This is a genomic window from Pseudomonas benzenivorans (genome assembly GCF_033547155.1).
GTDB lineage: Bacteria > Pseudomonadota > Gammaproteobacteria > Pseudomonadales > Pseudomonadaceae > Aquipseudomonas > Aquipseudomonas benzenivorans_B.
Genome location: NZ_CP137892.1, coordinates 1,267,084 through 1,293,353, shown reverse-complemented (window position 1 = coordinate 1,293,353; position 26,270 = coordinate 1,267,084). Strand labels below are relative to the sequence as shown.

The window sequence follows — 26,270 nt, the reverse complement described above, 5'->3', positions numbered from 1 at the left end:
CCCGAATCGGCACATGGGTGAGCGGGAGATTCACATGCGGCATCACGGCCTCCTTCGACCATAGATATTGGGCCGGCGGGCATCGGCCGGCCGATAACGCCGGCGTGGCGCCCCCTGACCTCTCGGAGCAGTGCAGGCCACTCCGACACCTCGAGCACAGGGCCCGGAGATTAACCGTCGCGCCGCTAACCCGCACCACGCAGGCGCTTGGGGGTCAGGCCAAGGTAGCGCCGCATGGCGGTGGTCAGGGCGCTCTGGCTGGAGAAACCGCATTCCTCGGCGATACGGATCAGCGGCAGGGGACTCTCGCGCAGCAACCGCGCGGCGCGATCCAGGCGGGTCTTGAGCAGGTACTGGTGCGGCGTCAGGCCGACGCTGTCCTTGAACTGGGCATGGAAGTGGCTGGGGCTGAGGCAGGCCACCTGGGCCAACTCGGCGACGCTGATGCGCCGCACCAGATGCTCGCCGATGTAGGCATCCAGGCGCTCCAGGTCCAGCGGCCCCTGGACCCGGGCCTGGCGTTCACCGAACAGGCGCAGGTGCAGGGCGCGCAACAGCACGCCACCGAGGGCCCGGGCCAGCATGGGATCGCTGCCGTAGCGCTCCAGCTCGGCGCCGGCGTAGCTCAGCAGGTTCTGGAAATCGGCATCCAGCTGCGGGTAGCGCGGTGTCTCGAACAGGTGGGTGAGCAACTCGAGATCCTCGCTGGGGGTGTCCTGCTCGTCCAGATCGAGGATCAGCATGCGGTTGTCGCCCATGCCGGCGAACTGGTGATCGGCATCACCCGGCACCAGGCAAGCCCGCATCCGGCATACCTCGCCACCACGACCGTTGACCTCGAACTCGGCACGCCCGGACAGCGACAGCACCAACTGGTGGTGGTCGTGGGTGTGTTCGTGGGCTTGATCATCCAGGCGGATCAGGCGGGCTTTGAGCATTGCGGCGGCAATTCCGGAGGGTAAATGCGGAACTTTACCCAGTTGTACGCCTCGCCGTCAGCCCCGCACGACCAGTGGCCCCCTGCCATCTCGGCGAATTGCACCAAAACGGCCGAAGCCGGCGCCGCCAGCACAACAATGGCGCACGCTCTCCCCCTCGCACCGGGCCGTCCCCCTGGATTCACGCTTGTCGGCGAGTGGCAGGGAAGTTGCTGCTGGCATAGCCGTTCTGCTCCGCTCCCCTGTCCCGAGAAGCCGCCCTATGGAACTCAGCATCGCCCTGGCCTTGGCACTGGCCCTCGTTCTCATCGGCCAATGGCTGAGCCGCCGCGCCGCCCGACATCACCGGCAGCATCTGCACCAGCTGCAAAGCACCACCCTGCAACGCAGCCTGGAGCTGCTGCAGACCCTGCAGCAGCATCGCGGCCTCGGCGCCCAACAGGACATCGCCAGCACCAGCCAGCGCAACGCCCTGGCTCGTCGTCTCGACCGACTCTGGCTGAACTGGCCCGGGCCGAGCCTGCAGCTGGCGCCCTTGCAGCAGGACTGGCCGCAATTGCGCCGCAAGCCCGCCGACTTCGCCGCCCACTGCCGGGTGATCGAGGCGTTGCTCGGCGTCATCGAACAGCTCGAAGAGCGCCTGTGCCTGGAGGCTGGCCCGCCGCTGCGTGGCCTCGGCCAGGCCTGCCGCGTGCTGGAGGACCTCGCCCGCCTGCGGGGTCTGGCCATGCGCGCCGCCAACTATCAACGCTGCCCCAGTGGCCTGCAGGTGCAGCTGCGCCACCTGTGCCAGCGCCTCGCCGAACCGGGCCACGGCGAACCGCTGCACGGCCTGCTGCGACGCCTGGAACAGGAGCTGATCGAGGCGCCCCAGGCACGGCTGAGTCCAAGCGACTGCTTTGCCCTGCTGACGCCATTGATCGACGCGGGCTGGCGAGGCCTGCCCGGCCGCTGATGCGCCGTGGGCGACACGCTCGCCCCATCGCGCTCGATGCCCCCGGCGAACTGCTGAGCGATTGAAATACGCCGCGCACCGCCCCATGTAGCAGTCAACGTGCTACAGCAGGTGCCGCATGAACGAACCCGAAGACATCGAAATCGTCGCCGAGCCGGAGCAGGCGACTGGAACCAGCCACAGCCTGGCGCTGCCCGACCAGCAGCTGCCGGACAAGCTGTATGTGATCCCCATCCACAACCGGCCGCTCTTCCCGGCCCAGGTATTGCCGGTGATCGTCAACCCGCAGCCTTGGGGCAAGACCCTGGAACGGGTGTCGAACACCGCGCACAAATGTCTGGCGCTGTTCTACCTGGACAGCCCGCCGGGCGACGCCGCGGCCTTCGACCCGGATAAGCTGCCCGAACACGGCACCCTGGTGCGCGTGCACCATGCCACCGAGGAAGGCGGCAAGCTGCAGTTCGTCGCCCAGGGCCTGACCCGCGTGCGCATCCGCGGCTGGCTCAGCCGCAAGCCGCCCTACCTGGTGGAGGTCGACTACCCGAAGAGCCCGCTCGACCCGCGCGACGAGGTCAAGGCCTACGGCATGGCCCTGATCAACGCGATCAAGGAACTGCTGCCGCTCAATCCGCTGTACAGCGAGGAACTGAAGAACTACCTGAACCGCTTCAGCCCCAACGACCCCTCGCCCCTGACCGACTTCGCCGCGGCGCTGACCAGCGCCCCCGGCGCCGAGCTGCAGGAAGTGCTGGACACCGTGCCCATGCTCAAGCGCATGGAGAAGGTGCTGCCGCTGCTGCGCAAGGAGGTGGAGGTCGGCCGCCTGCAGAAGGAGCTGTCGGCGGAGGTCAATCGCAAGATCGGCGAGCGCCAGCGCGAGTTCTTCCTCAAGGAACAGCTGAAGATCATCCAGCAGGAGCTGGGCCTGAGCAAGGACGACCGCAGCGCCGACCTCGAGCAGTTTCAGCAGCGTCTGGAGGGCAAGACCCTGCCCGAACAGGCGCGCAAGCGCATCGACGAGGAACTGAACAAGCTGTCGATCCTCGAGACCGGCTCGCCGGAATACGCGGTCACGCGCAACTACCTGGACTGGGCCACCGCCCTGCCCTGGGGCGTCTACGGCCAGGACAAGCTCGACCTCAAGCACGCCCGCCAGGTGCTCGACGCCCATCACGCCGGCATGGACGACATCAAGGCGCGCATCACCGAGTTCCTCGCGGTCGGCGCCTTCAAGGGCGAGATCGCCGGCAGCATCGTGCTGCTGGTCGGCCCGCCGGGCGTGGGCAAGACCAGCATAGGCCGCTCCATCGCCGAGTCCCTCGGCCGGCCCTTCTACCGCTTTTCCGTCGGCGGCATGCGCGACGAGGCGGAGATCAAGGGCCACCGCCGCACCTATATCGGCGCCCTGCCCGGCAAGCTGGTGCAGGCGCTCAAGGAGGTCGAGGTGATGAACCCGGTGATCATGCTCGACGAGATCGACAAGCTCGGCGCCAGCTACCAGGGCGACCCGGCCTCGGCCCTGCTGGAGACCCTCGACCCGGAGCAGAACGCCGAGTTCCTCGACCACTACCTGGACCTGCGCCTGGACCTGTCCAAGGTGCTGTTCGTCTGCACCGCCAACACCCTGGACTCGATCCCCGGGCCGCTACTCGACCGCATGGAGGTGATCCGCCTGTCCGGCTACATCACCGAGGAGAAGCTGGCCATCGCCAAGCGCCACCTGTGGCCCAAGCAGCTGGCCAAGGCCGGCGTGGCCAAGCAGCGCCTGGCGATCAGCGACGCCGCCCTGCGCGCCCTGATCGAGGGCTACGCCCGCGAGGCCGGGGTGCGCCAGCTGGAGAAGCAGCTCGGCAAGCTGGTGCGCAAGGCCGTGGTCCAGCTGCTCGAGGCGCCCGAACGGGCGGTGAAGATCGGCGCCAAGGACCTGGAGGCCTACCTGGGCATGCCGGTGTTCCGCAGCGAGCAGCTGCTGTCGGGCATCGGCGTGATCACCGGCCTGGCCTGGACCAGCATGGGCGGCGCGACCCTGCCGATCGAGGCGACGCGCATCCACAGCCTCAACCGCGGCTTCAAGCTCACCGGCCAGCTCGGCGAGGTGATGAAGGAGTCGGCGGAGATCGCCTACAGCTACGTCAGCGCGCAGCTGAAGCATTACGGCGGCGAGCCGGGCTTCTTCGACCAGGCCTTCGTGCACCTGCACGTGCCCGAGGGCGCCACGCCCAAGGACGGCCCCAGCGCCGGCATCAGCATGGCCAGCGCGCTGCTGTCGCTGGCGCGCAACCAGGCGCCGAAGAAGGGCGTGGCGATGACCGGCGAGCTGACGCTCACCGGCCAGGTCCTGGCCATCGGCGGGGTGCGCGAGAAGGTCATCGCCGCGCGCCGGCAGAAGCTCTTCGAACTGATCCTGCCGGAGGCCAACCGCGGCAGCTACGAGGAGTTGCCGGACTACCTCAAGGCCGGCCTGACCGTGCACTTCGCCAAGCGTTTCACCGACGTGGCCAAGGTACTGTTCCCCTGACGCTGACTCAGGCAAGCGCGGTGCCGGGTTCCGCCCGGCGCCGCTCAGCGGCTATGCTGGCAGGCGTTCGTCGATCACTGGAGCCCGTCATGTTCAACGCCCACCGCCTGCTGCTGCCCCTCGGCCTCGCCCTGCTGAGCGCCTGCGCCCACCAGCCAGGCAGCCTGACCGTGCAGAAGCAGAGCCAGTGCCCGCTGCGCCTGTACAGCGGCCAGCAGCTGGTGCTGATCCTGCCGAGCAACCCGACCACGGGGTTCCGCTGGGTGATCCGCGACGCCGCCGCCAGCGTGCTCAGCAGCCAGGGCCCGGAGGTCTACAGCAACCCCGAGGATGCCGGCCTGGTCGGCAGCGCCGGGCAATCGACCTGGCTGTTCAACGCCAAGCAGGCCGGCGAAGGCCGCCTGCTGCTGACCTACCAGCGCCCCTGGGAGGTCGAGGTGGCGCCGGCGAAGAGCTTCGACTGCCCGATCCGGGTCAAATAATTTCCCCTCGCCCGCGCTCGCTTGCACAGAGGCCCGCGAAACACCTCTCACCGCTCAGTCCCCACCGGCCATAACGCCTGTGTTAGAGCATTCCATCGGCATTGGCGCTTCGCCCAGCGCCGCACGCGAAGCGTGTCGAAAACGTGCGCACGCCTCATCAGCGGGCCTTTTCGCCCTGGACAAAAAAAGGGCGGACCGCGGCCAGATCAACTATACGGAATAGAACACAGATCTAACTTCTGGGAGAGACGACATGAAGGTCGACTGGCGCGAAGTTGCAGTGATCGTGGGCCTTGTTTTCCTGCACGGTTGCAGCAGCCTGCTACCCAGCGAACGTGCCGAGGTGCGCTCGCCGTTCAGCGATTACCTGGATGCGGAAATACGCTATTCCCAGGCCATACCCGGCCGGACCAGCCGCTCCGAACTGTTTTCCCTGGGCTTCGACCCGCTGTCCGAGGGCAACGGCAAGATGCTCTCGTTCATCGACGTACGGCTGATGTTCGTGCAGCCGAATGTGCCCATCAATTATTTACCGGATGGCCTGATGCAGTGCCTGGAGGCCAAGGATCGTTGCGTAGGCTACGCCTTCGAATTCAACAAGACCGACACCCAGCGGGTCGGCAGCTTCTGGGCCGATGTGTTCAACTTCCGCAAGCAGCGCGAGTTGCAAGGCTGGACCTTCCGCGCGGTGTTCGTGCTGGTCGACGACAAGCTGGTGCACAAGGTCAGCAACGGCGAGCCGAACATCCGCCACTTCGAGGTCAAGCGCAATCCACTGGGCCCACTGCAGGGCGCCGGAGAGTTCTTCTCCGACCAATTGAAGTGACCCGCCGATCACCCTCGGCGACGGCACGCAGGGCACGGCGGAAGACCGGCCCTGCAGTGGCCGCCTTGGCGGATCGCTAGGCGAAGCTGTCACTCTGCAGGTTTCTCAACCAGCCCGGCCCCTGCTCCTCTCGCACCTCCTCGGTTGGCTCCGGCGCCTTGGCCGATGAGGTCGACACCATGGTCATGGTCACCGGATCGTAGGAGAAGGTCGCAGTGGTCCAGCTCGCGGTCCTGCGGGTAATAGGCGGGAAGGCCGCCGCGGTGGTCTTGGGTCCTGGGTCCGGCTCCAAGCCGACGAGGGCACGCAGGATTGCGTCCACACACACCTTGGCCTGGGAATTGGCCATGTGCCCGGACTTGGCCTGGCCGGTGGCCTGGGAGTCTCCCAGCACGTGCACATTGGCGGCCGGGACCAGGGTACTGGCATAGTTCAGCGGGTTCACCGGGGCGAACCTGCTGCCCTCCGGCACCAGCCCCGAGTCGAACAGCACCTTCCCGGCCTTCTGCGCCGGAATCAAGTTGATGACCTCGGCCGTCACCGAGTCGGCCATGCCGTCACGGGTGATGTCCAGGCGCCTGTTCAGGGCGTCGGCGGCGTTCACCGTGACGTTCGGCACGTACTCCACAATATCCCGATACACCCCCTCGAATGCCGTGCTGAACGTACGACGCATCCCCGCGATGGCCGGGTTGGCATCGAGGATGAGAATCTTCGAGCCCGGTCTCTTGCGACGGAAGAAGTCGGCGACCACGGTGGCCCGTTCATAGGGCGCGGTATGGGCGCGGAATGGCGTTCTGGGAATGGCGATGACGAAGGTACCGCCAGCCGGCATGGCCAGCAGCTGATCGCGCAGCAGTGTCGTCTGCTCACCGGCGATCCACGCATGGGGCATGGCCTGGAAGTCATGGCCTTCCACCGGCTCGAAATCTATGCCTGGCGCCAGGATCACATGCTCGTAGCCCAGGGACGCCCCGCTGGCCAGGTGCACACTGTTGGTCGTCGGATCGACCCGCTCGGCTCGGCGGCCATTGCGGCGCCGCTGCCCGCGGCTAACAGGGTGATAGCGATAAGGGGAATGCCTAGGTGTTTCACCATCTGACCCTCCTAAAGAGTTGAGCTGCTTGAATTACGGTGAACCTCGGCGCCCGCCCCTCCTGCTTGTCGGGAGTGGGCTGCGCCTTTCCGTGGTGGGCATGCTGTAAGGAGCACAGACGAGTTAGACCGCCAGACGAGCCGAACGACTAGGCCATTGGCCTTATATCCACAGGATCTTAGTCTTAAAAATCTTAAGACCAAGGTCCCAAGCAGACGGCGAGCTCAGTGGCCTTGTCGCGATTTGGCGCCGACAGGCGGGTCCAGACTTTGGTCATCGCCGCGTCTTGGGTAAAATGCCGCCCCGCCCTCCCGCCTTGGAATCGTCGTGCGCCAGCCCCCCGACCGCCTCTTCGCCCAGCCCCTGGCCCAGGTGCCGGACTTCGTCTTCAACGAGGACGTGGTACGGGTCTTCCCCGACATGATCAAGCGCTCGGTGCCCGGCTACCCGACCATAGTCGAGAACATCGGCGTGCTGGCCGGGCGCTTCGCCCAACCGCACAGCGCACTGTACGACCTGGGCGCCTCCCTGGGCGCGGTGACCCAGGCCCTGCGCCGCCATGTACAGGTCACCGATTGCCGGGTGATCGCGGTGGACAACTCCGCCGCCATGGTCGAGCGCTGCCGCGAATACCTGCATGCCCAGGACGCCATGTTCCAGGAGCTGCTGCCGGTGGAGGTGATCGAAGCCGATATCCTCACCCTCGAGTTCCAGCCGGCCTCGCTGGTGGCCCTGAACTTCACCCTGCAGTTCATCCGCCCCGAACAGCGTCTGGCCCTGCTCGGGCGCATCCGCCAGGCCCTGCTGCCCGGCGGCGCGCTGATCCTCTCGGAAAAACTGCGCTTCGAAGATGCCGAGCAACATGAACTGCTCAGCGAGCTGCATATCGCCTTCAAGCGTGCCAACGGCTACAGCGAACTGGAAATCGCCCAGAAACGCAGCGCCATCGAGAAGGTGATGCTCCCCGACAGCCTCGAGCAGCATCGCGAGCGTCTGCTGGCCGCCGGCTTCAGCCGGGTGGTGCCCTGGTTCCAGTGCCTGAACTTCGCCTCGCTGGTCGCCCTGCCATGATCCGCGACCTCGACCTCGACGCCCTGCAGCAGTGCCTGGCGGGCACCCCGCTGCAGGACTGGGCCGCCGGGCTGCCCGGTCAGCTCGATGCCAAGCTGGCGATCGGTCACGGCGACCTGCAGCGCTGGTACGGCGCGGTACAGGCCCTTCCGGCGCTGAACGCGGAACAGCTGGAGCTGCGCCGGCACTTCGCGTTCGACGGCCCCTGCGACGAGCGCAGCCGCGCCGCCCTGAAGAACGCCCTGCAGGGGCTGATCCCCTGGCGCAAGGGCCCCTTCGAGCTGTTCGGCGTGCACATCGACACCGAATGGCGCTCGGACTGGAAGTGGCAGCGGGTCGCCCCGCACCTCGAGCTGAGCGGCAAGCGGGTGCTGGATGTCGGCTGCGGCAATGGCTACTACATGTGGCGCATGCTCGGCGCCGGCGCCGAGAGCGTGGTGGGCATCGATCCCAACTGGCTGTTTCTCTGCCAGTTCCTGGCAATGAAGCACTACCTGCCGGATCTGCCGGCCTGGCACCTGCCACTGGCCTTCGAGGAGCTGCCTGCCAGGCTGCAGGGCTTCGACACGGTGTTCTCCATGGGCGTGCTGTACCACCGGCGCTCGCCGATCGACCACCTGCTGGACCTCAAGGACTGCCTGATCAAGGGCGGCGAGCTGGTGCTCGAGACCCTGGTGGTGGAAGGCGACGCCCAACAGGTGCTGGTGCCGGAAGACCGCTACGCACAGATGCGCAACGTCTGGTTCCTGCCTTCGGTGCCGGCGCTGGAGCTGTGGCTGCGCCGTGCCGGCTTCGTCGACGTCCGCTGCGTCGACGTCAACATGACCTCGATCGAGGAACAGCGCGCCACCGAGTGGATGCGTTTCCAGTCGCTGCCGGAGTTCCTCGACCCGGCCGACCACAGCCGCACAATCGAAGGCCTGCCGGCACCGACCCGCGCCGTATTGGTCGCGCGCAAGCCGTAGGATGGGTTGAGCGCGGCGATACCCATCGGCGAATTGATGGGTTACGCCGCTTCGCGGCTAACCTACGCGGCCCGCCCCATCCTACGTATCAGCCGCGCTTGGCCGCCGCGACGATCAGCTGCTTCATCTCCGCCACCGCCTGCTTGAAGCCGACGAACAGGGCGTGGGCCACCAGGGCATGGCCGATGTTCAGCTCGTTGATCCCGGCGATAGCCGCCACCGCCTCGACGTTGTGGTAATGCAGGCCGTGACCGGCGTTGACGATCAGGCCATGGGTCAGGCCGCAGGCCACGCCGTCGCGAATCCGCGCCAGCTCCCTGGCCGCCTCCTCTGGCGTATGCGCGTCGGCATAGCGGCCGGTGTGCAGCTCGATGGCCGGTGCGCCGACCCGCTTGGACGCCTCGATCTGTCGCGCCTCCGGGTCGATGAACAGCGACACCTCGCAGCCGATCTTGCTGAGCCGCTCGACCGCCGCGCGAATCCGCGCCTCCTGTCCGGCCACGTCCAGGCCGCCCTCGGTGGTCAGTTCCTGACGGGTCTCCGGCACCAGGCAGACGTGCGCGGGGCGGATGCTCTCGGCGAAGGCGAGCATCTCTTCGGTGATGCCCATCTCGAAGTTCATCCGCGTCTGCAGCACCTCCTTGAGCAGCCGCACATCGCGCTCCTGGATATGCCGGCGGTCCTCGCGCAGGTGCACGGTGATGCCGTCGGCGCCGGCCTCCTCGGCATCCAGCGCCGCCTTCACCGGGTCCGGGTAGCGAGTGCCCCGGGCCTGGCGCAGGGTCGCCACATGGTCGATGTTCACACCCAGCAGAATTCGATTGGCATCAGTCACGCGGTGGTTCCTTGAAGGTCATGAAGAGTTCGCGGCTGACCAGGGGTCGACCGCCCAAATGGGGCGCCAGGGCCTGGCGCATCAGGCGCTTGGCTGCCGCCAAGGCGCCAGGGACGGCCCAGTCCGCCCCGGCCATGGCCAGCAGTTCGGCCCCCTGAAACACGCCAGGCTGCAGTTGCGCTACGGGCTCCAGTCCGGCATCGGGCTGCAGACGATAGAGGCGCTCGGCGACTATGGGCCGGCCGAGGCGATCCCGATCCAGGGCGAAACCATAGCCCAGTTCATCCAGCAGGCGCCATTCGAAGGCGCGCAGCAACGGCTCCAGCGCGCGGCCCTGGGCCAGGGCCTGCAGGGTCAGGGCATAGTGCTCGAAGATCTCCGGGTGCGGGACCTCCGCCGGCAGCAGGCGAATGAGCAGTTCGTTCAGGTACAGGCCGCTGAACAGCGCCTCGCCCGTGAGCAGGTTGGGAATGCCGGCGGCCTCGAGGCGACCGACGTTCTTCAGCTCGCCGCGGCCGCGCAACTCCGCCTCCAGCGGCACGAAGGGGCGCGCCAGGGTGCCGGCCCGCCCCCGCGCCCCGCGTAGCACGGCGCGCAGGCGGCCCTGGGGGGTGAGCAAATCCACCAGTGCGCTGCTCTCGCGGTAGGCGCGAGAGTGCAGGACATAGGCGGGTTGACTGAATGCAAGCATGGGGCTACTCGCAATGGCGGGCGCCGGAATGCGCCCGGGCGCGGCTCAGATGTCGTCGTAGCCCAGCGAACGCAGGGCGCGCTCGTCGTCCGACCAGCCGCCTTTGACCTTGACCCAGAGGTTGAGCATGACCTTGGAGTCGAACATCACCTCCATGTCCTTGCGCGCCTCCTGGCCGATGCGTTTGATCCGCTCGCCCTTGTCGCCGATGATGATCTTCTTCTGCCCGTCGCGCTCGACCAGGATCAGCGCATGGATATGCAGGATGCGCCCTTCGCGCTTGAACTCCTCGATCTCCACGGTGATCTGGTAGGGCAGCTCGGCGCCGAGCTGACGCATGATCTTCTCGCGCACCAGCTCGGCGGCGAAGAAACGGCTGGAGCGGTCGGTGACCTGGTCCTCGGGAAAGAAGTGCACGCCCTCCGGCAGGCGCTCGCCGACCAGCTTCTCCAGGGTGTCGAGGTTGTGCCCGTGCTGGGCCGAGATCGGCACGATCTCGGCGTTCGGCAGCTGCTGCGCCAGCCACTCCAGGTGCGGCATCAGCTCGGCCTTCTCCTCGATGCGGTCGGTCTTGTTCACCGCCAGGATCACCGGCCCCTGCACGTACTGCACCCGCTCCAGGACCATCTGGTCCTCGTCGGTCCAACGGGTGCGATCGACCACGAAGATCACCACATCGACGTCCTTCAGGGCCGACGAGGCGTTCTTGTTCATGTAGCGGTTGAGGGCCTTGTCGCTGTTCTTATGCAGACCGGGAGTGTCGACGTAGATGGCCTGCACCTGGCCCTCGGTCTTGATCCCCAGCATGTTGTGCCGGGTGGTCTGCGGCTTGCGCGAGGTGATCGCCAGCTTCTGCCCGAGGATGTGGTTGAGCAGCGTCGACTTGCCCACGTTGGGCCGGCCGACGATGGCGACATAGCCACAGCGTGTTGCGGGTAAATCAGTCATTGCCGTTCTCCACACCCAGGGCGATCAAAGCGGCGGCCGCGGCAACCTGTTCGGCGATGCGGCGGCTGGCGCCCTGGCCCAGGGTCTTGTCGTTCAATAGGGTGACCTGACACTCGACCACGAAGGTCCGGCAGTGCGGCTCGCCCTGCACGTCCACCACCTCGTAGCGCGGCAGTTCACAGGCGCGCGACTGCAGGAACTCCTGCAGGCGGGTCTTCGGGTCCTTGTTGGTGTCGACCAGGGTCAGGCCGTCCAGTTCGTTGCTCAGCCAGGCCAGCACCCGCTCGCGGGCCACCGCCATGCCGGCATCCAGGTAGATGGCACCGATCAACGCCTCCAGGGCATCGGCCAGGATCGACTCGCGACGGAAGCCGCCGCTCTTCAGCTCACCCGAGCCCAGACGCAGGTAGTCGCCCAGGTCGAAGCCGCGGGCCAGCACGGCCAGGGTCTCGCCCTTCACCAGCCGCGCGCGCAGGCGCGACAGCTGGCCTTCGCGCGCCTGGGGAAAGCGCTCGAACAGCGCCTCGCCGGCGACGAAGTTGAGAATGGCATCGCCGAGAAACTCCAGGCGCTCGTTGTTGCGCCCGGCGTAGCTGCGATGGGTGAGGGCCAGGACCATCAGGTCCTGGTCCTTGAACTGATGACCGAGCTTGCGCTCGAGGCGGTCTAGCGAAACACTCACGGCATGCGCACGCGGTATTCTTTGTCGAATCGCGCCACCAGGTCGAGGTTCTCGATCAGCGGCTCGCGCTTCTCGTATTTCAGGTGGGCGATGAACTCGTTGTTCTCGACCTTGACCTTGAGCACCTCGCGCAGGTCCAGATCGCGGATGTTGTTCACCTGCATGCCCTTGCCGACATGGGAATAGAAGTCACCCACTGTCCTGATCTCCCGGGCCTGCTCGGTGCCCACCGAAGTGATCATTTTTTCCATCGACATGTAATCGAGGTAGTGCGGCAACATCTTGAACGCGGTGCTGGCGAAGAACGCCACCACCGCCAGCACGACCAGCCAGCTAAGAACCGACAACCCCTTCTGCGAACGTGCAAATACCATGTTTGCCCCCCAAATTCTGAGTAAAAATGAGCCATGCGGCCCTACTACAAGACTATAGATAGACTGCGGCGGCGCCTTGAACGGCGCCGCAAAATTTCAGCGCGTCAATGAATCAGGCCGACGCGGGAAAAATTCGGCAGATTGCGCAACTTCGGGTCCGGCCAGCTCATCCACACGGCGAAGGCCTTACCGACGATATTCTGGTCCGGCACCATGCCCAGCAATGGCTTGGGAATGTTCGGATCGTTCCAGTAGCGGCTGTCGTTCGAGTTGTCGCGGTTGTCGCCCATCATGAAGTAATGCCCTTGCGGCACCACCCATTCGCGCCCGGGCTCGACGCGATAACGGTGCATTTCCTTGCGGATCAGGTGCTCCATCTCGCCCAGACGCTCCTGGTAGAGCACCACGCTGCCGAGGCTGCCCGGCTCTTCGCCGAGCAATTGCTCCGCCACTGGCTTGCCGTTGACGAACAGGCGCTTGTCGCTGCTGTAGCGGACATGATCGCCGGCCAGGCCGACCACGCGCTTGATGTAGTTGATGTTCGGGTCGCTCGGGTAACGGAAGACCATCACATCGCCACGCTGCGGATCGTCGACCTCGATGATCTTGGTGTCCAACACCGGCAGGCGGATGCCGTAGGCGAACTTGTTGACCAGGATGAAATCGCCGACCTCCAGGGTCGGCTTCATCGAACCGGAGGGAATCTGGAACGGCTCGACCAGGAACGAGCGCAGCACCAGCACGATGGCCAGCACCGGGAAGAAGGACTTGCCGTACTCCACCAGCAAGGGTTCCTTGCTCAGGCGCTCGACCACCGCCTCGTCGGGCTCGCCGACCTGGCCCTGGTACTGGGCGATCGCCGCACGCCGGCGCGGCGCCAGGAAGATCAGGTCGAATAGCGCCAGGGCGCCGCAAAGCGCGACGGCGATGACCAGCAACAGCGGAAAATTGATCGACATAGGCCCTTAACTATCCACCTTGAGCACGGCAAGGAAGGCTTCCTGGGGAATCTCCACGCTGCCGACCTGCTTCATCCTTTTCTTACCGGCCTTCTGCTTCTCCAGCAACTTGCGTTTACGGCTGACGTCACCGCCGTAACACTTGGCCAGCACGTTCTTCCTGAGTGCCTTGACGGTGGTCCTCGCGACGATCTGCCCGCCGATGGCCGCCTGGATCGCCACGTCGAACATCTGCCGCGGGATCAGCTCTTTCATCTTCTCGGTCAGGGCACGGCCTTTGTAGTGGGCCTTGTCGCGGTGCACGATCAGCGCCAGGGCATCGACCTTCTCGCCGTTGATCAACACGTCCAGCTTGACCAGGTTGGCCGACTCGAAGCGATCGAAACTGTAGTCCAGCGAGGCGTAACCGCGGCTGACCGACTTCAGGCGGTCGAAGAAATCCAGCACCACCTCGTTCATCGGCAGGTCATAGGACACCTGCACCTGGCTGCTGAGGAACTGCATGTCGCGCTGCACGCCGCGCTTCTCGATGCACAGGGTGATGACGTTGCCCAGGTGCTCCTGGGGCACCAGGATATTGGCGCGCACGATCGGCTCGCGCATGTCCTCGACCGAGGAAATATCCGGCAGCTTCGACGGGTTGTCGACGTAGAGCGTCTCGCCGTTCTTCATCACCACCTCGAACACCACGGTCGGGGCGGTGGTGATCAGGTCCAGGTCGTACTCGCGCTCCAGGCGCTCCTGGATGATCTCCATGTGCAGCATGCCGAGGAAGCCGATGCGGAAGCCGAAGCCCAGGGCGTCGGAACTTTCCGGCTCGTACTGCAGCGCGGCGTCGTTGAGGGTCAATTTCTGCAGGGCTTCGCGGAAGTCCTCGAAATCGTCGGAGCTGACCGGGAACAGGCCGGCGTAGACCTGCGGCTTGACCCGCTTGAAACCCGGCAGCATGGCCACGTCGGGGGTGCTGGACAGGGTCAGGGTGTCGCCCACCGGGGCGCCGTGAATGTCCTTGATGCCGGCGATGATGAAGCCCACCTCGCCCGCCTTCAGGTCCGCCGTGGCGGTGTGCTTGGGGGTGAACACACCGACGCTGTCGACCTGGTGGATCTTGCCGGTGGACTTCACCAGCACCTTGTCGCCCTTCTTGATGCGGCCGTGACGCACCCGCACCAGGGACACCACGCCCAGGTAGTTGTCGAACCAGGAATCGATGATCAGCGCCTGCAGGGGCGCCTCGATATCGCCGGTCGGCGCCGGGATGGTGGCGACCAGGCGCTCCAGCACCTCGTCCACGCCCATGCCGCTCTTGGCGCTGCAGGCCACGGCGTCGGTGGCATCGATGCCGATGATGTGCTCGATCTCTTCCTTGACCCGCTCCGGCTCGGCCTGGGGCAGGTCCATCTTGTTCAGCACCGGCATGACCTCCAGGCCCTGCTCGATGGCGGTGTAGCAGTTGGCCACCGACTGCGCCTCGACGCCCTGGCCGGCGTCGACCACCAGCAAGGCGCCCTCGCAGGCGGCCAGCGAGCGGCTGACCTCATAGGTGAAGTCGACGTGGCCGGGGGTGTCGATGAAGTTCAGCTGGTAGGTCTTACCGTCCCGCGCCTTGTAGTGCAGGGTCACGCTGTGCGCCTTGATGGTGATGCCGCGCTCACGCTCCAAGTCCATGGAGTCCAGCACCTGGGCCTCCATTTCACGCTCGCTCAGGCCACCGCATATCTGAATGAAGCGGTCGGCCAGGGTGGACTTGCCATGATCGATATGGGCGATGATGGAGAAATTGCGGATATGACTCAGGTCACTCACAGAACAACACTCGAAAAGGCCGCAGGCGAATGCCCGCCGAAAATAGCCGGGAAGTGTACCCGATACGGGCCCGGCACGTCACGCCCAGGCGCCAGCCGGCAGGCACGAAAAGGGCGACCGCAGTCGCCCTTGCTCATCCCCGCCGGGTTCTTACTCGGCCAACTTGAAGGTGATGAAGCTGGCGCGACCCTGGCGCAACACGCGCATCGACACCGAACGGTTCTTCGGCAACGACTGCGCCACCTGGGTGAAGGTGCGGGCAGAATCGATCGCCTGATTGTTCAGGTGGGTAATCACATCGCCCGGGCGCAAGCCGATCATCGCCGCCGGCCCTTCCTGCACCTCGGTGATCACCACCCCCCCTTGCAGGTCGAGGCTCTTGCGCTGCTCGGCGGTCAGCTCGACCACCTTGACGCCCAGGCGGTTGCTGCTGCGCTCACCACCCGGTGTCGCGCTGCCCGCCAACACCTCGCCCTCCTCCGGCAAAGCACCGATGGTGAGTTTGAGCTTCTTGCGCGAACCCTCGCGCACCACATCCATCTCGGCCTGACTGCCGGGCTTGAGACCACCGACCAGATGCGGCAGGTCGGCCGACATGATGATCGGCTTGTCGTTCAGACTGAGAATCACATCGCCGACCTGCAGCCCGCCCTTGGCCGCCGGTCCGTTGTCCAGCACCTGGGCGACCAGGGCCCCGGCCGGCTTGTCCAGGCCGAAGGACTCGGCCAGGTCCTTGTTGACCTCCTGAATCACCACCCCCAGCCAGCCGCGACTGACCTTGCCGTCGGTCTTGAGCTGGTCGGCGACGTCCATGGCCACGCTCATGGGAATGGCGAAGGACAGCCCCATGAAGCCGCCGGAACGGGTGAAAATCTGCGAATTGATGCCGACAACCTCGCCGTCCAGATTGAACAGCGGACCACCGGAGTTGCCCGGATTGATGGCCACGTCGGTCTGGATGAACGGCACATAGCTTTCGTTCGGCAGGCTGCGCCCCTTGGCGCTGACGATGCCGGCGGTGACCGAGTGATCGAAACCGAACGGCGAACCGATGGCCAACACCCACTCGCCCACCTTGAGATCCTCGGACTTGCCCAAGCGCACAGTGGGCAGGTCATCGCCCTCGACCTTGAGCAGTGCCACGTCGCTGCGTGGATCGGCCCCTACCAGCTTGGCCTCCAGCTCGCTGCGATCCGACAGGCGCACGATGATCTCGTCGGCATCAGCGATCACATGGTTGTTGGTCAGCACATAGCCGTCGGCCGAGATGATGAACCCCGACCCCAGCGACTGCGCTTCACGCTGCCGACCACCGCCCGGCGAACGCGGCACCTGGGGAATGTTGCGCTCGAAGAATTCTCGGAATATCGGTGGCAACCCCTCCAAATCGGGCATCGGCAGCTGGCCTCCCCCCGTCGCCGCCCGCGCCGGTATCTTCTGCCGGGTACTGATGTTGACCACCGCCGGCGAAGCCTCCTCGACCAACTCGGTGAAGTCCGGCAATTGCGCATGCGCGGCAACCGCCTGCCCCAACAGCAAAACCGCCAGGACCGCAGAAAAACATAGCTTAAGGCTAGGCATCGACATCCAGCTCCCCCTCCAGACCGTACAAGACTTATAACTAAGACACATTACCCGCGATTGCTGCGCGCAGCACCACCGGCTGCAACGCCGGATCGCCGGCGGCACGGGCACTGCGCCACCGCACGCCGAGCGCAGCCAGCGCCAACCCGGCAAAGGCACACAGCACCACCAGAGGCTCGCTCAAGGCCATTCGCTCGGCGAGCAACGCCGCGGCAAACAAGCCCATAAGCGGCACTAGATAGACCAACAGTGAACCACGCACCAGTAAATCCTCGCGAATGCCGATCACCACGGCATCCCCCACACTCAAGGATAAATCGGATAGCGCACGCACATGACCCCGGCGACCGCCCACACCGAGCCGCTCGAGCACTCCCTGGCCGCAGCCGGCACTCACCGAACAACTGGAGCAGGTACTCTTGCGCAGCGTCTCGACCCAGACGGCGCCGGCCTCGACCGCGACGACCCTCCCGGACTCCTCGATCACGGCGTAGCCTGCGCTTCGCCAGCCCGCATCGACAATGCCACCCGCTCCGCCGTACCCAGAGGGATTTCGCCGACCACCGTGACCATCACATCGCCGTCGCTGGTCGCCATGCGCCGGGAAACCGCGACGGTCGGGCCGAGCTGACTGCGCGCATCAGCGACCACGGCGCCCTGCAAAGGCTCCAGAAACACACTGAAACGGGCCACACCATCGTCATACACCAGGCATGCGACGGTTTCATCCGAAGCCGGACTACGGCGCTGACTCACGGTATTCAGGCTAAAACCCGGGGGCAGCCATTCAGCCCGCCAGGCGTCGCCATCGGCAGTGCTCGCCTCAGCCACGGGCACAGACCGACAATCTGCGCTCGGCCGTAGCGCCGCATCGCCAGGGGGGGACGAAAGCTCCAGGCGGGTGAACTGGAAGCGCTCGAGCAGCTGGCCTTTATCGTTGAGCAGCAGGGTTTTCAGCGGCAGGCCACTCTCACGATCCAAATGCAGCTCTACCGCATAGCGATGCTGATCACGCGGCACCAGCGCCAGCACCACCGCCGCGCGGCCCGCCACGCGGGACTCACCGGTCTTCTTCAGCTCGTACCAGCGCGCCAACTGCTCAACATCGAGCTCACGAGCAGGCCAGGCCTGATCGCCCACGACCTGATCGGCCAGGGTACCGCTCACGCACTCGGCCCGCCCGTTCACCCGCACTATTTCCTGAGCGGGTCCGTCCAATTGCAGGAGACGCTCGCGCACGGCCCCATCCGCCTCGACCCTGTGCCAGATGCCGTGGGTGGAGAAACTGCCATTGCGCTCGTAAACGAAAGTGCCCTGAAAACTCTGACTGCGGTCCGCCTCAGCCAGGCGCTGCAACCAGTCTTGCGCGCCCTCTGCAGCGAAGGCCGACATCGCCCATCCGCCATACAGGAGAATGGTGAGAGGAATAAAGCGCATGCGCCTCCTTAACGGCCTTCCAGACTTGCGGCGCGCGCATAGGGCAACGCCCCCTCGCCGCCACTCATCGCGGCTTGCTGGGCATGCTGACGCAGATAAGCCGGCAAACGCTGCTCATGCCAGCCCGCCTCGGCATCGGCGGCGGCCTGCGCCGCTCCCGGCTGCTCGGCGGCCGAACTGAAGCCCGCCAGCATGGCTGGACCCTGGGCTTGCGGACTGACCAGAGCCGGCTGAGAAGCCTGCTGCGCCAGCTGCGCAGCGCCGATCTCATCCTGATTGTATAGACGCACACCCGCCAGAACGGCAACGGTCACCGAGGCCGCCACGGCCAGGCGACCCACTGCCCGCCAGGGCCCACGAGACGTCTTCTCGACCACCGGCAGCGCCTCGTCGGCCAACGCCGCGGAAACCGCCGCCGCGATATCCAGCTTCGGCTCCAGCAACTCCTTGTGCATCACGGCGCGAGCGATCTGATAGCGCGACCAGGTCGCACGCAGCTCGGCATCGTCGCTCGCTCCAAGCACTCGGCGCAATTCCAGTTCGTCCGCTTCGTTATCCATCACCGCGGACAGCGATTCCTGCAGGGCTTCTCGACTCATGGCGGTTCCTCTCTTGGCTGTCGCCGCTGTCTTAGGCTTCCTGCAACAAGGGTTGCAGGGACTTGTCTATGGCCTCGCGCGCTCGAAATATCCGCGAGCGCACGGTGCCCACCGGACATTGCATGACGCTGGCAATGTCCTCGTAACTGAGACCATCGAATTCACGCAAGGTTAGGGCCGTACGTAAATCATCTGGCAACTGCTGGATGCTGCGATGCACGGTGGCCTCGATCTCATCCCGCAACATGATGCGCTCCGGCGACTCGATATCCTTCAGGGCATGGTCGCCGTCGTAAAACTCCGCATCCTCAGCACTTACATCACTGTCTGGCGGTCGCCGTCCCCGCGACACCAGATGGTTCTTCGCCGTATTGATGGCGATACGATACAGCCAGGTATAGAACGCACTCTCGCCACGGAAATTCCCTAATGCCCGATAGGCTTTGACGAAAGCTTCCTGCGCCACATCCTGAGCCTCATGACTGTCGTGCACGAAACGCACGATCAACCCGAGAATCTTGTGTTGATACTTCAGCACCAGTAGATCGAATGCTCGCTTGTCTCCGCGCTGCACGCGCTCGACCAGTTGCTGGTCCTCTTCCTGGGTTAGCATGAACACTCCTCGCCCAGTCCGAAGGAGTGCAGCGCCTGCCGGTGACTCGGCTTGCCAAAATAGACTCGGGCGTTGCGCAAAAGTTCTCCCCCTTACAAACAAGCTTCCGACAAAGACCTTTTCGGCGTTGCACGGAATAACGCGACAGGGGACTGCGCCCTGCCGCGTGAATAATCTTAGGTCACCCGCACGCTCGACCGGCGAGCCTGCCACTTGAGCCACAGGGCAACATGCCGAGTGGACAAAACCCACTCTAAGCGACCGATTATGGAACTCGAAACGACAAGAAAGTTCCCAAGCCCCACAGCCAGCCACAAGCGCGCTATTGTGCCGACCACCCCCTCTATATACTAGGGGCGCTTTCTCGCGGGATCTGTACATGAGCGAACACTATCAGCACGACGTTCTCGTCATCGGCAGCGGCGCGGCCGGCCTGACCCTAGCCCTGACCCTGCCTGAGCACCTGCGCATCGCCGTGCTGAGCAAGGGCAGCCTGTCCAATGGCTCCACCTACTGGGCCCAGGGCGGCGTAGCGGCAGTGCTGGACGACAGCGACACAGTCGAATCCCATGTCGAGGACACCCTCAACGCCGGTGCCGGCCTGTGCCGCGAAGAAGCCGTGCGCTTCACCGTTGAACACAGCCGCGCCGCGATCCAGTGGCTGATCGACCAGGGCGTGCCCTTCACCCGCGACGAGCAGACCGCCAGCGACGACGGCGGTTTCGAGTTCCACCTGACCCGCGAGGGTGGCCACAGCCACAGGCGCATCATCCATGCCGCCGACGCCACCGGCGCGGCGATCTTCAACACCCTGCTGGAGCAGGCCAGGCAGCGGAGCAACATCGAGCTGCTGGAACAGCGGGTGGCCGTCGACCTGATCACCGAACGCAAGCTCGACCTCGACGGCCAGCGCTGCCTGGGCGCCTACGTGCTCAACCGCAACAGCGGCCAGGTCGACACCTTCAGTGCCCGCTTCGTCGTGCTCGCCACCGGCGGCGCGGCCAAGGTCTACCTGTACACCAGCAACCCGGACGGCGCCTGCGGCGACGGCATCGCCATGGCCTGGCGCGCCGGCTGCCGGGTCGGCAACCTGGAATTCAACCAATTCCACCCCACCTGCCTGTACCACCCCCAGGCCAAGAGTTTCCTGGTGACCGAGGCCCTGCGCGGCGAGGGCGCCCTGCTCAAGCTGCCCAACGGCCAGCGCTTCATGCCGCGCTTCGACAAGCGCGGCGAACTGGCGCCGCGCGACATAGTCGCCCGCGCCATCGACCACGAGATGAAGCGCCTGGGCGCCGACTGCGTCTACCTGGACATCAGCCACAAGCCGGCGGAGTTCATCAAGGCGCACTTCCCGACCGTCTATGAGCGCTGCCTGGACTTCGGCATCGACATCACCCGCGAACCCATCCCCGTGGTGCCGGCGGCGCACTACACCTGCGGCGGCGTGGTCGTCGACCACCACGGCCAGACCGACGTGCCGGGGCTCTACGCCATAGGCGAGACCAGCTTCACCGGCCTGCACGGCGCCAACCGCATGGCCAGCAATTCGCTGCTCGAATGCTTCGTCTATGCCCGCGCCGCCGCCGCCGACATCGCCCAGGCACTCGACAGGGTGCCCATGCCCAGCGGACTGCCGTGCTGGGACGCCAGCCAGGTGACCGATTCGGACGAGGACGTGATCATCGCGCACAACTGGGACGAGCTGCGGCGTTTCATGTGGGACTACGTGGGCATCGTGCGCACCAACAAGCGCCTGCAGCGCGCCCAGCACCGGGTACGCCTGCTGCTCGACGAGATCGACGAGTTCTACAGCAACTACAAAGTCAGCCGCGACCTGATCGAGCTGCGCAACCTGGCCCAGGTCGCCGAGCTGATGATCCGTTCGGCCATGCAGCGCCACGAGAGCCGCGGCCTGCACTACACCCTGGACTACCCCGAGCAACTGGCCGAGGCCAGGGACACTATTCTGGCGCCGCCCACCTACGGCGACTAAATTTCAGCCGCACCCGCAGGCGCCGATGGATATCGTGCGCCAGCGCATCCCGGGGGATGCACAGGCCGCGCACGCGCCGCTCGTTTGCCAGGCGAAAACGCAGCACCACGATCGGCGGCAAGGCCAGGCTGTCGGGGCGCAGCTGGATCGCCTGCCAGCCCCGCGCCCGGTTCCACAGCTGCCAGCCATCGGCATCATGACGCAAGGCGCCGAATGCCTGGGCCGAGCTCAGCAGGATGTGCCGCGGCAGCACCCAGGCCGCATGCCCCAGGCACAGGGCGACTGCCAGCCCATACCCCCAGGGCGGCAACTCGACCCATAGCAGACTGAGCAGCGCCAGCGCCTGGGTCAGCCCATAGCACAGCAACAGCAGCCGCGAGGGCCGCCAGCGGCACTCGAATACCTCACTTGGGCTGGACACGATCCAGGATCATGCGAACCATGCGCTTGAGGTCGGCATCCTCGGGCTCGCCGCGCTGCATGAACCAGCCGAACATGTCCTGATCCTCGCACGCGAGCAGCTTGCGGTAGCGCGCCTGGTCCTCGGCATCGAGGCTCGGGTAGACCTCCTTGACGAAGGGCACCAGCAGGACGTCCAGCTCCAGCATGCCGCGACGGCTGTGCCAGAACAGGCGATTGAGTTCAGTCGAGTCGACCATGAAAAGGTTCCTTGAGATTGCCCGGCATTGATTCGGCCCGGCAGTATAACGATGAAAGCCCGGGCTGTTGACCTAAGCGGACGAGTACCCGCAACACCGGTCGCGGGTGTGCGCTCAGCCGCTGACAAGCCTCCGGTGGCGCTCTATGATGTCGCCCCTGACCCATTATCCGGCGACCTCCTCCTCCCCATGGCCGAAACCGCATTTTTCTGCACCCTCAGTCACGAAGGCATCCTGGCCGTTCGCGGTCCCGATGCCAGCAAGTTCCTCCAGGGCCAGCTGACCTGCAACCTCAACTACCTGAGCGACAGCCGCAGCAGCCTCGGCGCCCGCTGCACCCCCAAGGGCCGCATGCTGTCGAGCTTCCGCATCCTCAGCCTGGCCGACGGCTACCTCCTGGCGATGGCCGGCGAGCTGGTCGCGCCGCAGCTGGCCGACCTGCAGAAATATGCGGTGTTCTCCAAGTCCAAGCTCGCCGACGAAGGCGACGCCTGGGTACGCTTCGGCCTCAGCGGCGGCGACGGTGCGCTGGTCAGCCTGGGGCTGGACCTGCCCCAGGAGGCCGATTGCGTGGCCCGTGCCCACAATCTGCTGGCCCTGCGCCTGAGCGATGGCCGCAGCGAACTCTGGACCCCCGCCGAAGAGGCGCCGACCCTGCGTGCCCGCCTGGCCGCACAGCTGCAGGAGGCGCCGCTGAATGACTGGCTGCTGGCCCAGGTCCGCGCCGGCATCGGCCAGGTACTGGGCAGCACCCGCGAACTGTTCATCCCGCAGATGCTCAACCTGCAGGCCCTCGGCGCGGTCAGCTTCAAGAAGGGCTGCTATACCGGCCAGGAGATCGTCGCGCGCATGCAGTACCTGGGCAAGCTCAAGCGCCGCCTGTATCGCCTGGCCCTGGATGACCGGCAACTGCCGGAACCGGCCGTCGAGCTTTTCTCCCCCGTGCATAACTCGGGGGTCGGCGAGGTGGTCCTGGCCGCCCGAAGCGACAACGGCACCGAACTGCTCGCCGTGCTGCAGGAGGACGCCATGAAGGACGGACGCATTCGCCTGGGCGCCCCCGAAGGCCCGCCGCTGCGCCTGCTCGACCTGCCCTACAGCCTGGACGCCGATCGCGAAATCCAGCGCTGAACCCCTTCCACGCCGCCCGACTCCGAAGAGAACCGCGCATGAGCAAGCTCGCCGAGAAAGTCCAAGAAGAACTGCTGCAGGCCATCGACAACGATGAACTGGTGCTGCCCACCCTGCCGGAGGTCGCCCTGAAAGTGCGCGAGGCCGCCGAAGACCCGAACATCGGCATCCCCCAGCTGAGCAAGGTGATCGGCAACGATGCGGCCCTGACCGCGCGCATCATCAAGGTGGTCAACAGCCCGCTGCTGCGGACCAACAAGGAGATCACCGACCTGCAGATGGCGGTGGGCCGCCTGGGCATCAACTACACCAGCAACTTGGCCACCGGCCTGGCCATGGAGCAGATGTTCCAGGCCACCTCCGACGTGGTCGACCGCAAGATGCGCGAGGTGTGGAACAAGAGCACGGAGATCGCCGGCATCTGCCACGTGCTGTGCCGCCACTACACCCGCCTGATGCCGGACCAGGCCACCCTCGCCGGCCTGGTGCACCAGATCGGCGTGCTGCCGATCCTCACCTATGCCGAGGAGCACAGCGAGCTGCTGGCCGACTCGATCAGCCTCAACCACGTGATCGAGAAGATCCATCCGATCATCGGCGACAAGATCCTGCGCACCTGGGAGTTCCCCGAGCCGATCGCCATGGTGCCCGGCCAGCACCTGGACTTCGGCCGCGACAGCGCCAAGGCCGATTACGTCGATATCGTCCAAGTCGCCACGCTGCAGAGCTACCTGGGCAGCCAGCACCCCTATACCCAGCTGGACTGGGGACAGATCCCGGCATTCGCCAAGCTCGGCCTCGACCCGAATGTCGACATGCAGGAAGACGAGGACCTCTCCGCCGCTATGGACGCCGCCATGGGCATGCTGCAGTGAGTTGAATGCGTCGTGGCGCGCAATCGGCCACTAGACTTGGAGTCATTCGGTTAAGGGACCTGCCATATGCGCGTTGTGATGCTGCTGTTCTCCTTGCTCCTGGGCAGCGGCGTGGAGGCGGCACAACAGCTGCGTTTGACCAGCGGCGAATGGCCGCCTTTCCACGGCGCGGAGCTGCCAAAGCAAGGTGTAGCCTCACAGATAGTCGCGGAAGCCTTCGCCCTCGAAGGCATCGAGGTGCGGTGGGAGTTCCTGCCCTGGGCGCGCGCCATGCAGCTGGCCACCCAAGGCCAGCGCGCCGGCACCGCACTGTGGCGACGCAACGCCGAACGCGAGCGCCTGTTTTTCATCAGCGACCCGGTGCTTGACACCCAGACCCATCTACTCCACCGCAAGTCCGTGGAGTTCGCCTGGCAGACCCTCGACGATCTCCGGGGCCTGCGAATCGGCGCCACCCGTGGCTACTATTACGGCAAGGCCTTCGAGCGGGCCGAGTCGACCGGCCGGCTGAATGTCCAGCGCATCAACAGCGATGAAGTGGCCCTGCGCCAATTGCTGGCGGGACGGATCGACCTGTTCCCGCTTTCCCGCCTAGCCGCCTCGAGCCTGCTGGCCCGGCGCTTCACCAGCGCCGAGCGGGCGCAATTGAGCTTTCATCCCCTGCCGCTGAGCAGTCACAGCCTGCATCTCTTGCTGTCGCGCAGGATCGCCGCTAACGCCGAGCTGATGGCGCGCTTCAATAACGGCCTGGCGCGCCTGCACGAGAACGGCAAGATCGCTCGGTGGCTGCTGGAAGCACGGCAGCCACTGAGCATGATTCCCCAGGTCAGCCCGCCTCCTGAGCAAACTCCACCCGCACCAGCAGACCGCACGGCTGCGCCTGATGCAGGCTGATGCGCGCCCGGTGCGCGCGGCAGACCTCCCCGACTATGGCCAGCCCCAGTCCGACCCCATCCCCCCCGCGGCCGCCACGATAGAAGCGCTGGAACACCTTCTCGCGCTCATCGGCGGGAATCCCCGGCCCATCGTCCTGCACCTCCAGCACGGCCGGCGGCAGCACCCGCACCACGACGTTGCCGCCCGCCGGGGTATGGGCCAGGGCATTGTCGACCAGATTGCACAGCAACTCGTTGAGTAGCGTCGGCTCGCCCCGCAGCCACACCGACTGCTCGGCCTCCAGGGCCAGGGCGATGCCGCGGGCATGGGCCAGGGGCGCCAGGGCCAGGCCCAGCTCGCGGGCCAACTGGTTGAGGTCCAGGCGCTGCGCACCGCCCTCGGCGATGGCCCGTGCCCCGCTCTCGATGCGCGCCAGGGACAGCAGCTGGTTGGCCAGCTGAGTCAGGCGTTCGGTGTTCTGCGCGGCCTCCTCCAGGGTGCCGCGCCACTCCTGCGGCTGCTGCGCGCGTAGGCCCAGTTCGACCCGCGCCTTGAGCGCCGCCAGGGGCGTGCGCAACTCGTGGGCGGCCTCGGCGATGAACTGCGACTGGCGCTCGAACAGGCCACGCAGGCGCTCATTGAACTGGTTGAGGGCCTGCACCAGCGGCCGCAGCTCCCGCGGCAACTCATCGTCGGGCAATGGCCGCAGGTCATCGCTGCCGCGCTCGGCCACGGCCCGGCGCAGGCTCTCCAGCGGCCGTAGTGCGGCGCTGACCGCCAGCCACACCAGCAGCAGCGCGCTGAGCGACAACGCGCCCATGCGCCACAGGGTACCGAGCAGCAGCTCGCGGGCCATGCGCTCGCGGGCACCCTGGGTCTCGGCCACACGTATCTCGGCGATGCCGTTGAGCTGCGGCTCGCTGACCGGCTGCAACAGGCTGACCAGACGCACGCCTTGAGCGCGGAACTGGCCGTCGTAGAAACGCGCCAAAGCCGGGTAGTCATCGGTACGGCGGGTGCCAGACGGGGGTTCAGGCAGCCCCTGGTAACCGGAGACCAGGGCTCCGTTCGGGTCCAGCACCTGGTAATAGATGCGCCCGGCGCTGTCGTAGGCGAAGGTGTCCAGGGCCACGTAGGGCACGTTGGCCTTGAGCCGGCCGTCGTCGCTGTACAGGCCGTCGGCGATGGCCCGTGCCGAGGCCAGCAGGGTACGGTCGTAGGCGGTATCGGCGGCGCGCCGTGCGCTCCAGTAGGCGCTCAGGCTGCTGAGCAGCAGGATCAGCGCCAGCAGCAGCGCCAGGCGCCGCAGCAGCCGCCCGCTCAGGCTGCCCGGCCTGTTCACCGCCGGCCTCCG

Annotated in this window: 27 protein-coding genes; 10 read left to right on the top strand and 17 right to left on the bottom strand. The window is 66.0% G+C overall.

Translation table 11 applies throughout. From position 1 onward, the window contains the following. Positions 1-185: 185 nt before the first annotated feature. Complete coding sequence (locus SBP02_RS05950) at positions 186-938, bottom strand: helix-turn-helix transcriptional regulator (RefSeq protein WP_318645476.1); 753 nt, start codon at positions 936-938, stop codon at positions 186-188. Positions 939-1,200: 262 nt separating this feature from the next. Here SBP02_RS05950 and SBP02_RS05945 point away from each other — a divergent pair, with 262 nt between their 5' ends. From SBP02_RS05945 to SBP02_RS05930, 4 genes are all read left to right on the top strand, one after another. Then, positions 1,201-1,893 (top strand): hypothetical protein, encoded by a 693-nt coding sequence (locus tag SBP02_RS05945; RefSeq protein WP_318645475.1) that lies wholly within the window; start codon positions 1,201-1,203, stop codon positions 1,891-1,893. Between the two features lie 118 nt (positions 1,894-2,011). Continuing rightward, positions 2,012-4,411 carry an endopeptidase La gene (lon, locus tag SBP02_RS05940; protein ID WP_318645474.1) on the top strand — a complete coding sequence of 800 codons (2,400 nt, stop codon included), beginning with the start codon at positions 2,012-2,014 and terminating at the stop codon, positions 4,409-4,411. An 89-nt stretch (positions 4,412-4,500) separates the two neighbouring features. Continuing rightward, entirely contained in the window at positions 4,501-4,893 is a 393-nt protein-coding gene (locus SBP02_RS05935; protein ID WP_318645473.1) for a protease inhibitor I42 family protein, read from the top strand. 253 nt (positions 4,894-5,146) lie between these two features. Continuing rightward, on the top strand, positions 5,147-5,719 hold the full coding sequence (locus tag SBP02_RS05930) for a hypothetical protein (protein WP_318645472.1): 573 nt from the start codon (positions 5,147-5,149) through the stop codon (positions 5,717-5,719). 76 nt (positions 5,720-5,795) lie between these two features. Here SBP02_RS05930 and SBP02_RS05925 read toward each other — a convergent pair whose 3' ends face one another. Further along, entirely contained in the window at positions 5,796-6,710 is a 915-nt protein-coding gene (locus SBP02_RS05925) for an NAD(P)/FAD-dependent oxidoreductase (protein ID WP_318645471.1), read from the bottom strand. A gap of 432 nt (positions 6,711-7,142) precedes the next feature. On the opposite strand from SBP02_RS05925, the gene cmoA reads away from it, so the two are divergent. Both cmoA and cmoB read left to right on the top strand, forming a co-directional pair. Next, positions 7,143-7,886, top strand: a complete 744-nt coding sequence (gene cmoA, locus SBP02_RS05920; protein WP_318645470.1) for a carboxy-S-adenosyl-L-methionine synthase CmoA — start codon at positions 7,143-7,145, stop codon at positions 7,884-7,886. Beyond that, positions 7,883-8,851, top strand: coding sequence for a tRNA 5-methoxyuridine(34)/uridine 5-oxyacetic acid(34) synthase CmoB (gene cmoB / locus SBP02_RS05915; RefSeq protein ID WP_318645469.1), 969 nt, complete (start codon positions 7,883-7,885; stop codon positions 8,849-8,851). Before cmoA ends, cmoB begins: the two co-directional genes overlap by 4 nt. Positions 8,852-8,939: 88 nt before the next feature. Here cmoB and pdxJ read toward each other — a convergent pair whose 3' ends face one another. The 12 genes from pdxJ to rpoE form a co-directional block, all read right to left on the bottom strand. After that, the gene (pdxJ, locus tag SBP02_RS05910) at positions 8,940-9,686 is read right to left on the bottom strand and encodes a pyridoxine 5'-phosphate synthase (RefSeq protein ID WP_318645468.1); all 747 of its coding nucleotides are present in this window, start codon (positions 9,684-9,686) and stop codon (positions 8,940-8,942) included. Continuing rightward, a complete protein-coding gene (recO, locus tag SBP02_RS05905; RefSeq protein ID WP_318645467.1) occupies positions 9,679-10,377 on the bottom strand; it encodes a DNA repair protein RecO in 699 nt (232 codons plus the stop codon). Before recO ends, pdxJ begins: the two co-directional genes overlap by 8 nt. Before the next feature lie 45 nt (positions 10,378-10,422). Then, entirely contained in the window at positions 10,423-11,325 is a 903-nt protein-coding gene (gene era / locus SBP02_RS05900; protein ID WP_318645466.1) for a GTPase Era, read from the bottom strand. Then, positions 11,318-12,007, bottom strand: coding sequence for a ribonuclease III (gene rnc, locus SBP02_RS05895; RefSeq protein ID WP_318645465.1), 690 nt, complete (start codon positions 12,005-12,007; stop codon positions 11,318-11,320). The genes era and rnc overlap by 8 nt, the downstream gene beginning before the upstream one ends. Continuing rightward, the gene (locus tag SBP02_RS05890; RefSeq protein WP_318645464.1) at positions 12,004-12,381 is read right to left on the bottom strand and encodes a DUF4845 domain-containing protein; all 378 of its coding nucleotides are present in this window, start codon (positions 12,379-12,381) and stop codon (positions 12,004-12,006) included. The genes rnc and SBP02_RS05890 overlap by 4 nt, the downstream gene beginning before the upstream one ends. Before the next feature lie 104 nt (positions 12,382-12,485). Then, entirely contained in the window at positions 12,486-13,340 is an 855-nt protein-coding gene (gene lepB, locus SBP02_RS05885) for a signal peptidase I (RefSeq protein WP_318645463.1), read from the bottom strand. 6 nt (positions 13,341-13,346) lie between these two features. After that, entirely contained in the window at positions 13,347-15,146 is a 1,800-nt protein-coding gene (gene lepA / locus SBP02_RS05880) for a translation elongation factor 4 (protein ID WP_318645462.1), read from the bottom strand. A 150-nt stretch (positions 15,147-15,296) separates the two neighbouring features. Continuing rightward, the gene (locus tag SBP02_RS05875) at positions 15,297-16,727 is read right to left on the bottom strand and encodes a DegQ family serine endoprotease (protein WP_318645461.1); all 1,431 of its coding nucleotides are present in this window, start codon (positions 16,725-16,727) and stop codon (positions 15,297-15,299) included. A 40-nt stretch (positions 16,728-16,767) separates the two neighbouring features. Next, the gene (locus SBP02_RS05870; protein WP_318645460.1) at positions 16,768-17,217 is read right to left on the bottom strand and encodes a SoxR reducing system RseC family protein; all 450 of its coding nucleotides are present in this window, start codon (positions 17,215-17,217) and stop codon (positions 16,768-16,770) included. After that, positions 17,214-18,167, bottom strand: a complete 954-nt coding sequence (locus tag SBP02_RS05865) for a MucB/RseB C-terminal domain-containing protein (RefSeq protein WP_318645459.1) — start codon at positions 18,165-18,167, stop codon at positions 17,214-17,216. The genes SBP02_RS05870 and SBP02_RS05865 overlap by 4 nt, the downstream gene beginning before the upstream one ends. An 8-nt stretch (positions 18,168-18,175) precedes the next feature. Next, positions 18,176-18,766: an RseA family anti-sigma factor gene (locus SBP02_RS05860; protein WP_318645458.1), complete on the bottom strand. Its 591-nt coding sequence runs from the start codon at positions 18,764-18,766 to the stop codon at positions 18,176-18,178. A 31-nt stretch (positions 18,767-18,797) separates the two neighbouring features. Beyond that, the gene (gene rpoE / locus SBP02_RS05855) at positions 18,798-19,379 is read right to left on the bottom strand and encodes an RNA polymerase sigma factor RpoE (RefSeq protein ID WP_318645457.1); all 582 of its coding nucleotides are present in this window, start codon (positions 19,377-19,379) and stop codon (positions 18,798-18,800) included. A gap of 379 nt (positions 19,380-19,758) precedes the next feature. On the opposite strand from rpoE, the gene nadB reads away from it, so the two are divergent. Further along, on the top strand, positions 19,759-21,375 hold the full coding sequence (nadB, locus tag SBP02_RS05850; RefSeq protein ID WP_318645456.1) for an L-aspartate oxidase: 1,617 nt from the start codon (positions 19,759-19,761) through the stop codon (positions 21,373-21,375). Here the strand turns inward: nadB and SBP02_RS05845 are convergent. Then, positions 21,344-21,796, bottom strand: coding sequence for a protein YgfX (locus SBP02_RS05845; protein WP_318645455.1), 453 nt, complete (start codon positions 21,794-21,796; stop codon positions 21,344-21,346). The genes nadB and SBP02_RS05845 overlap by 32 nt on opposite strands. Continuing rightward, positions 21,780-22,034, bottom strand: a complete 255-nt coding sequence (locus SBP02_RS05840) for an FAD assembly factor SdhE (RefSeq protein WP_318645454.1) — start codon at positions 22,032-22,034, stop codon at positions 21,780-21,782. Before SBP02_RS05840 ends, SBP02_RS05845 begins: the two co-directional genes overlap by 17 nt. A 189-nt stretch (positions 22,035-22,223) precedes the next feature. Here SBP02_RS05840 and ygfZ point away from each other — a divergent pair, with 189 nt between their 5' ends. The 3 genes from ygfZ (at position 22,224) to SBP02_RS05825 (ending at position 24,934) form a co-directional block, all read left to right on the top strand. Beyond that, positions 22,224-23,165, top strand: a complete 942-nt coding sequence (gene ygfZ / locus SBP02_RS05835; protein WP_318645453.1) for a CAF17-like 4Fe-4S cluster assembly/insertion protein YgfZ — start codon at positions 22,224-22,226, stop codon at positions 23,163-23,165. Between the two features lie 38 nt (positions 23,166-23,203). Further along, positions 23,204-24,040, top strand: coding sequence for an HDOD domain-containing protein (locus SBP02_RS05830; RefSeq protein WP_318645452.1), 837 nt, complete (start codon positions 23,204-23,206; stop codon positions 24,038-24,040). Positions 24,041-24,106: 66 nt separating this feature from the next. Beyond that, positions 24,107-24,934, top strand: coding sequence for a substrate-binding periplasmic protein (locus SBP02_RS05825; RefSeq protein WP_318645451.1), 828 nt, complete (start codon positions 24,107-24,109; stop codon positions 24,932-24,934). Here the strand turns inward: SBP02_RS05825 and SBP02_RS05820 are convergent. Continuing rightward, a complete protein-coding gene (locus SBP02_RS05820) occupies positions 24,867-26,258 on the bottom strand; it encodes a sensor histidine kinase (protein WP_318645450.1) in 1,392 nt (463 codons plus the stop codon). The genes SBP02_RS05825 and SBP02_RS05820 overlap by 68 nt on opposite strands. Between the last annotated feature and the right edge of the window lie 12 nt (positions 26,259-26,270).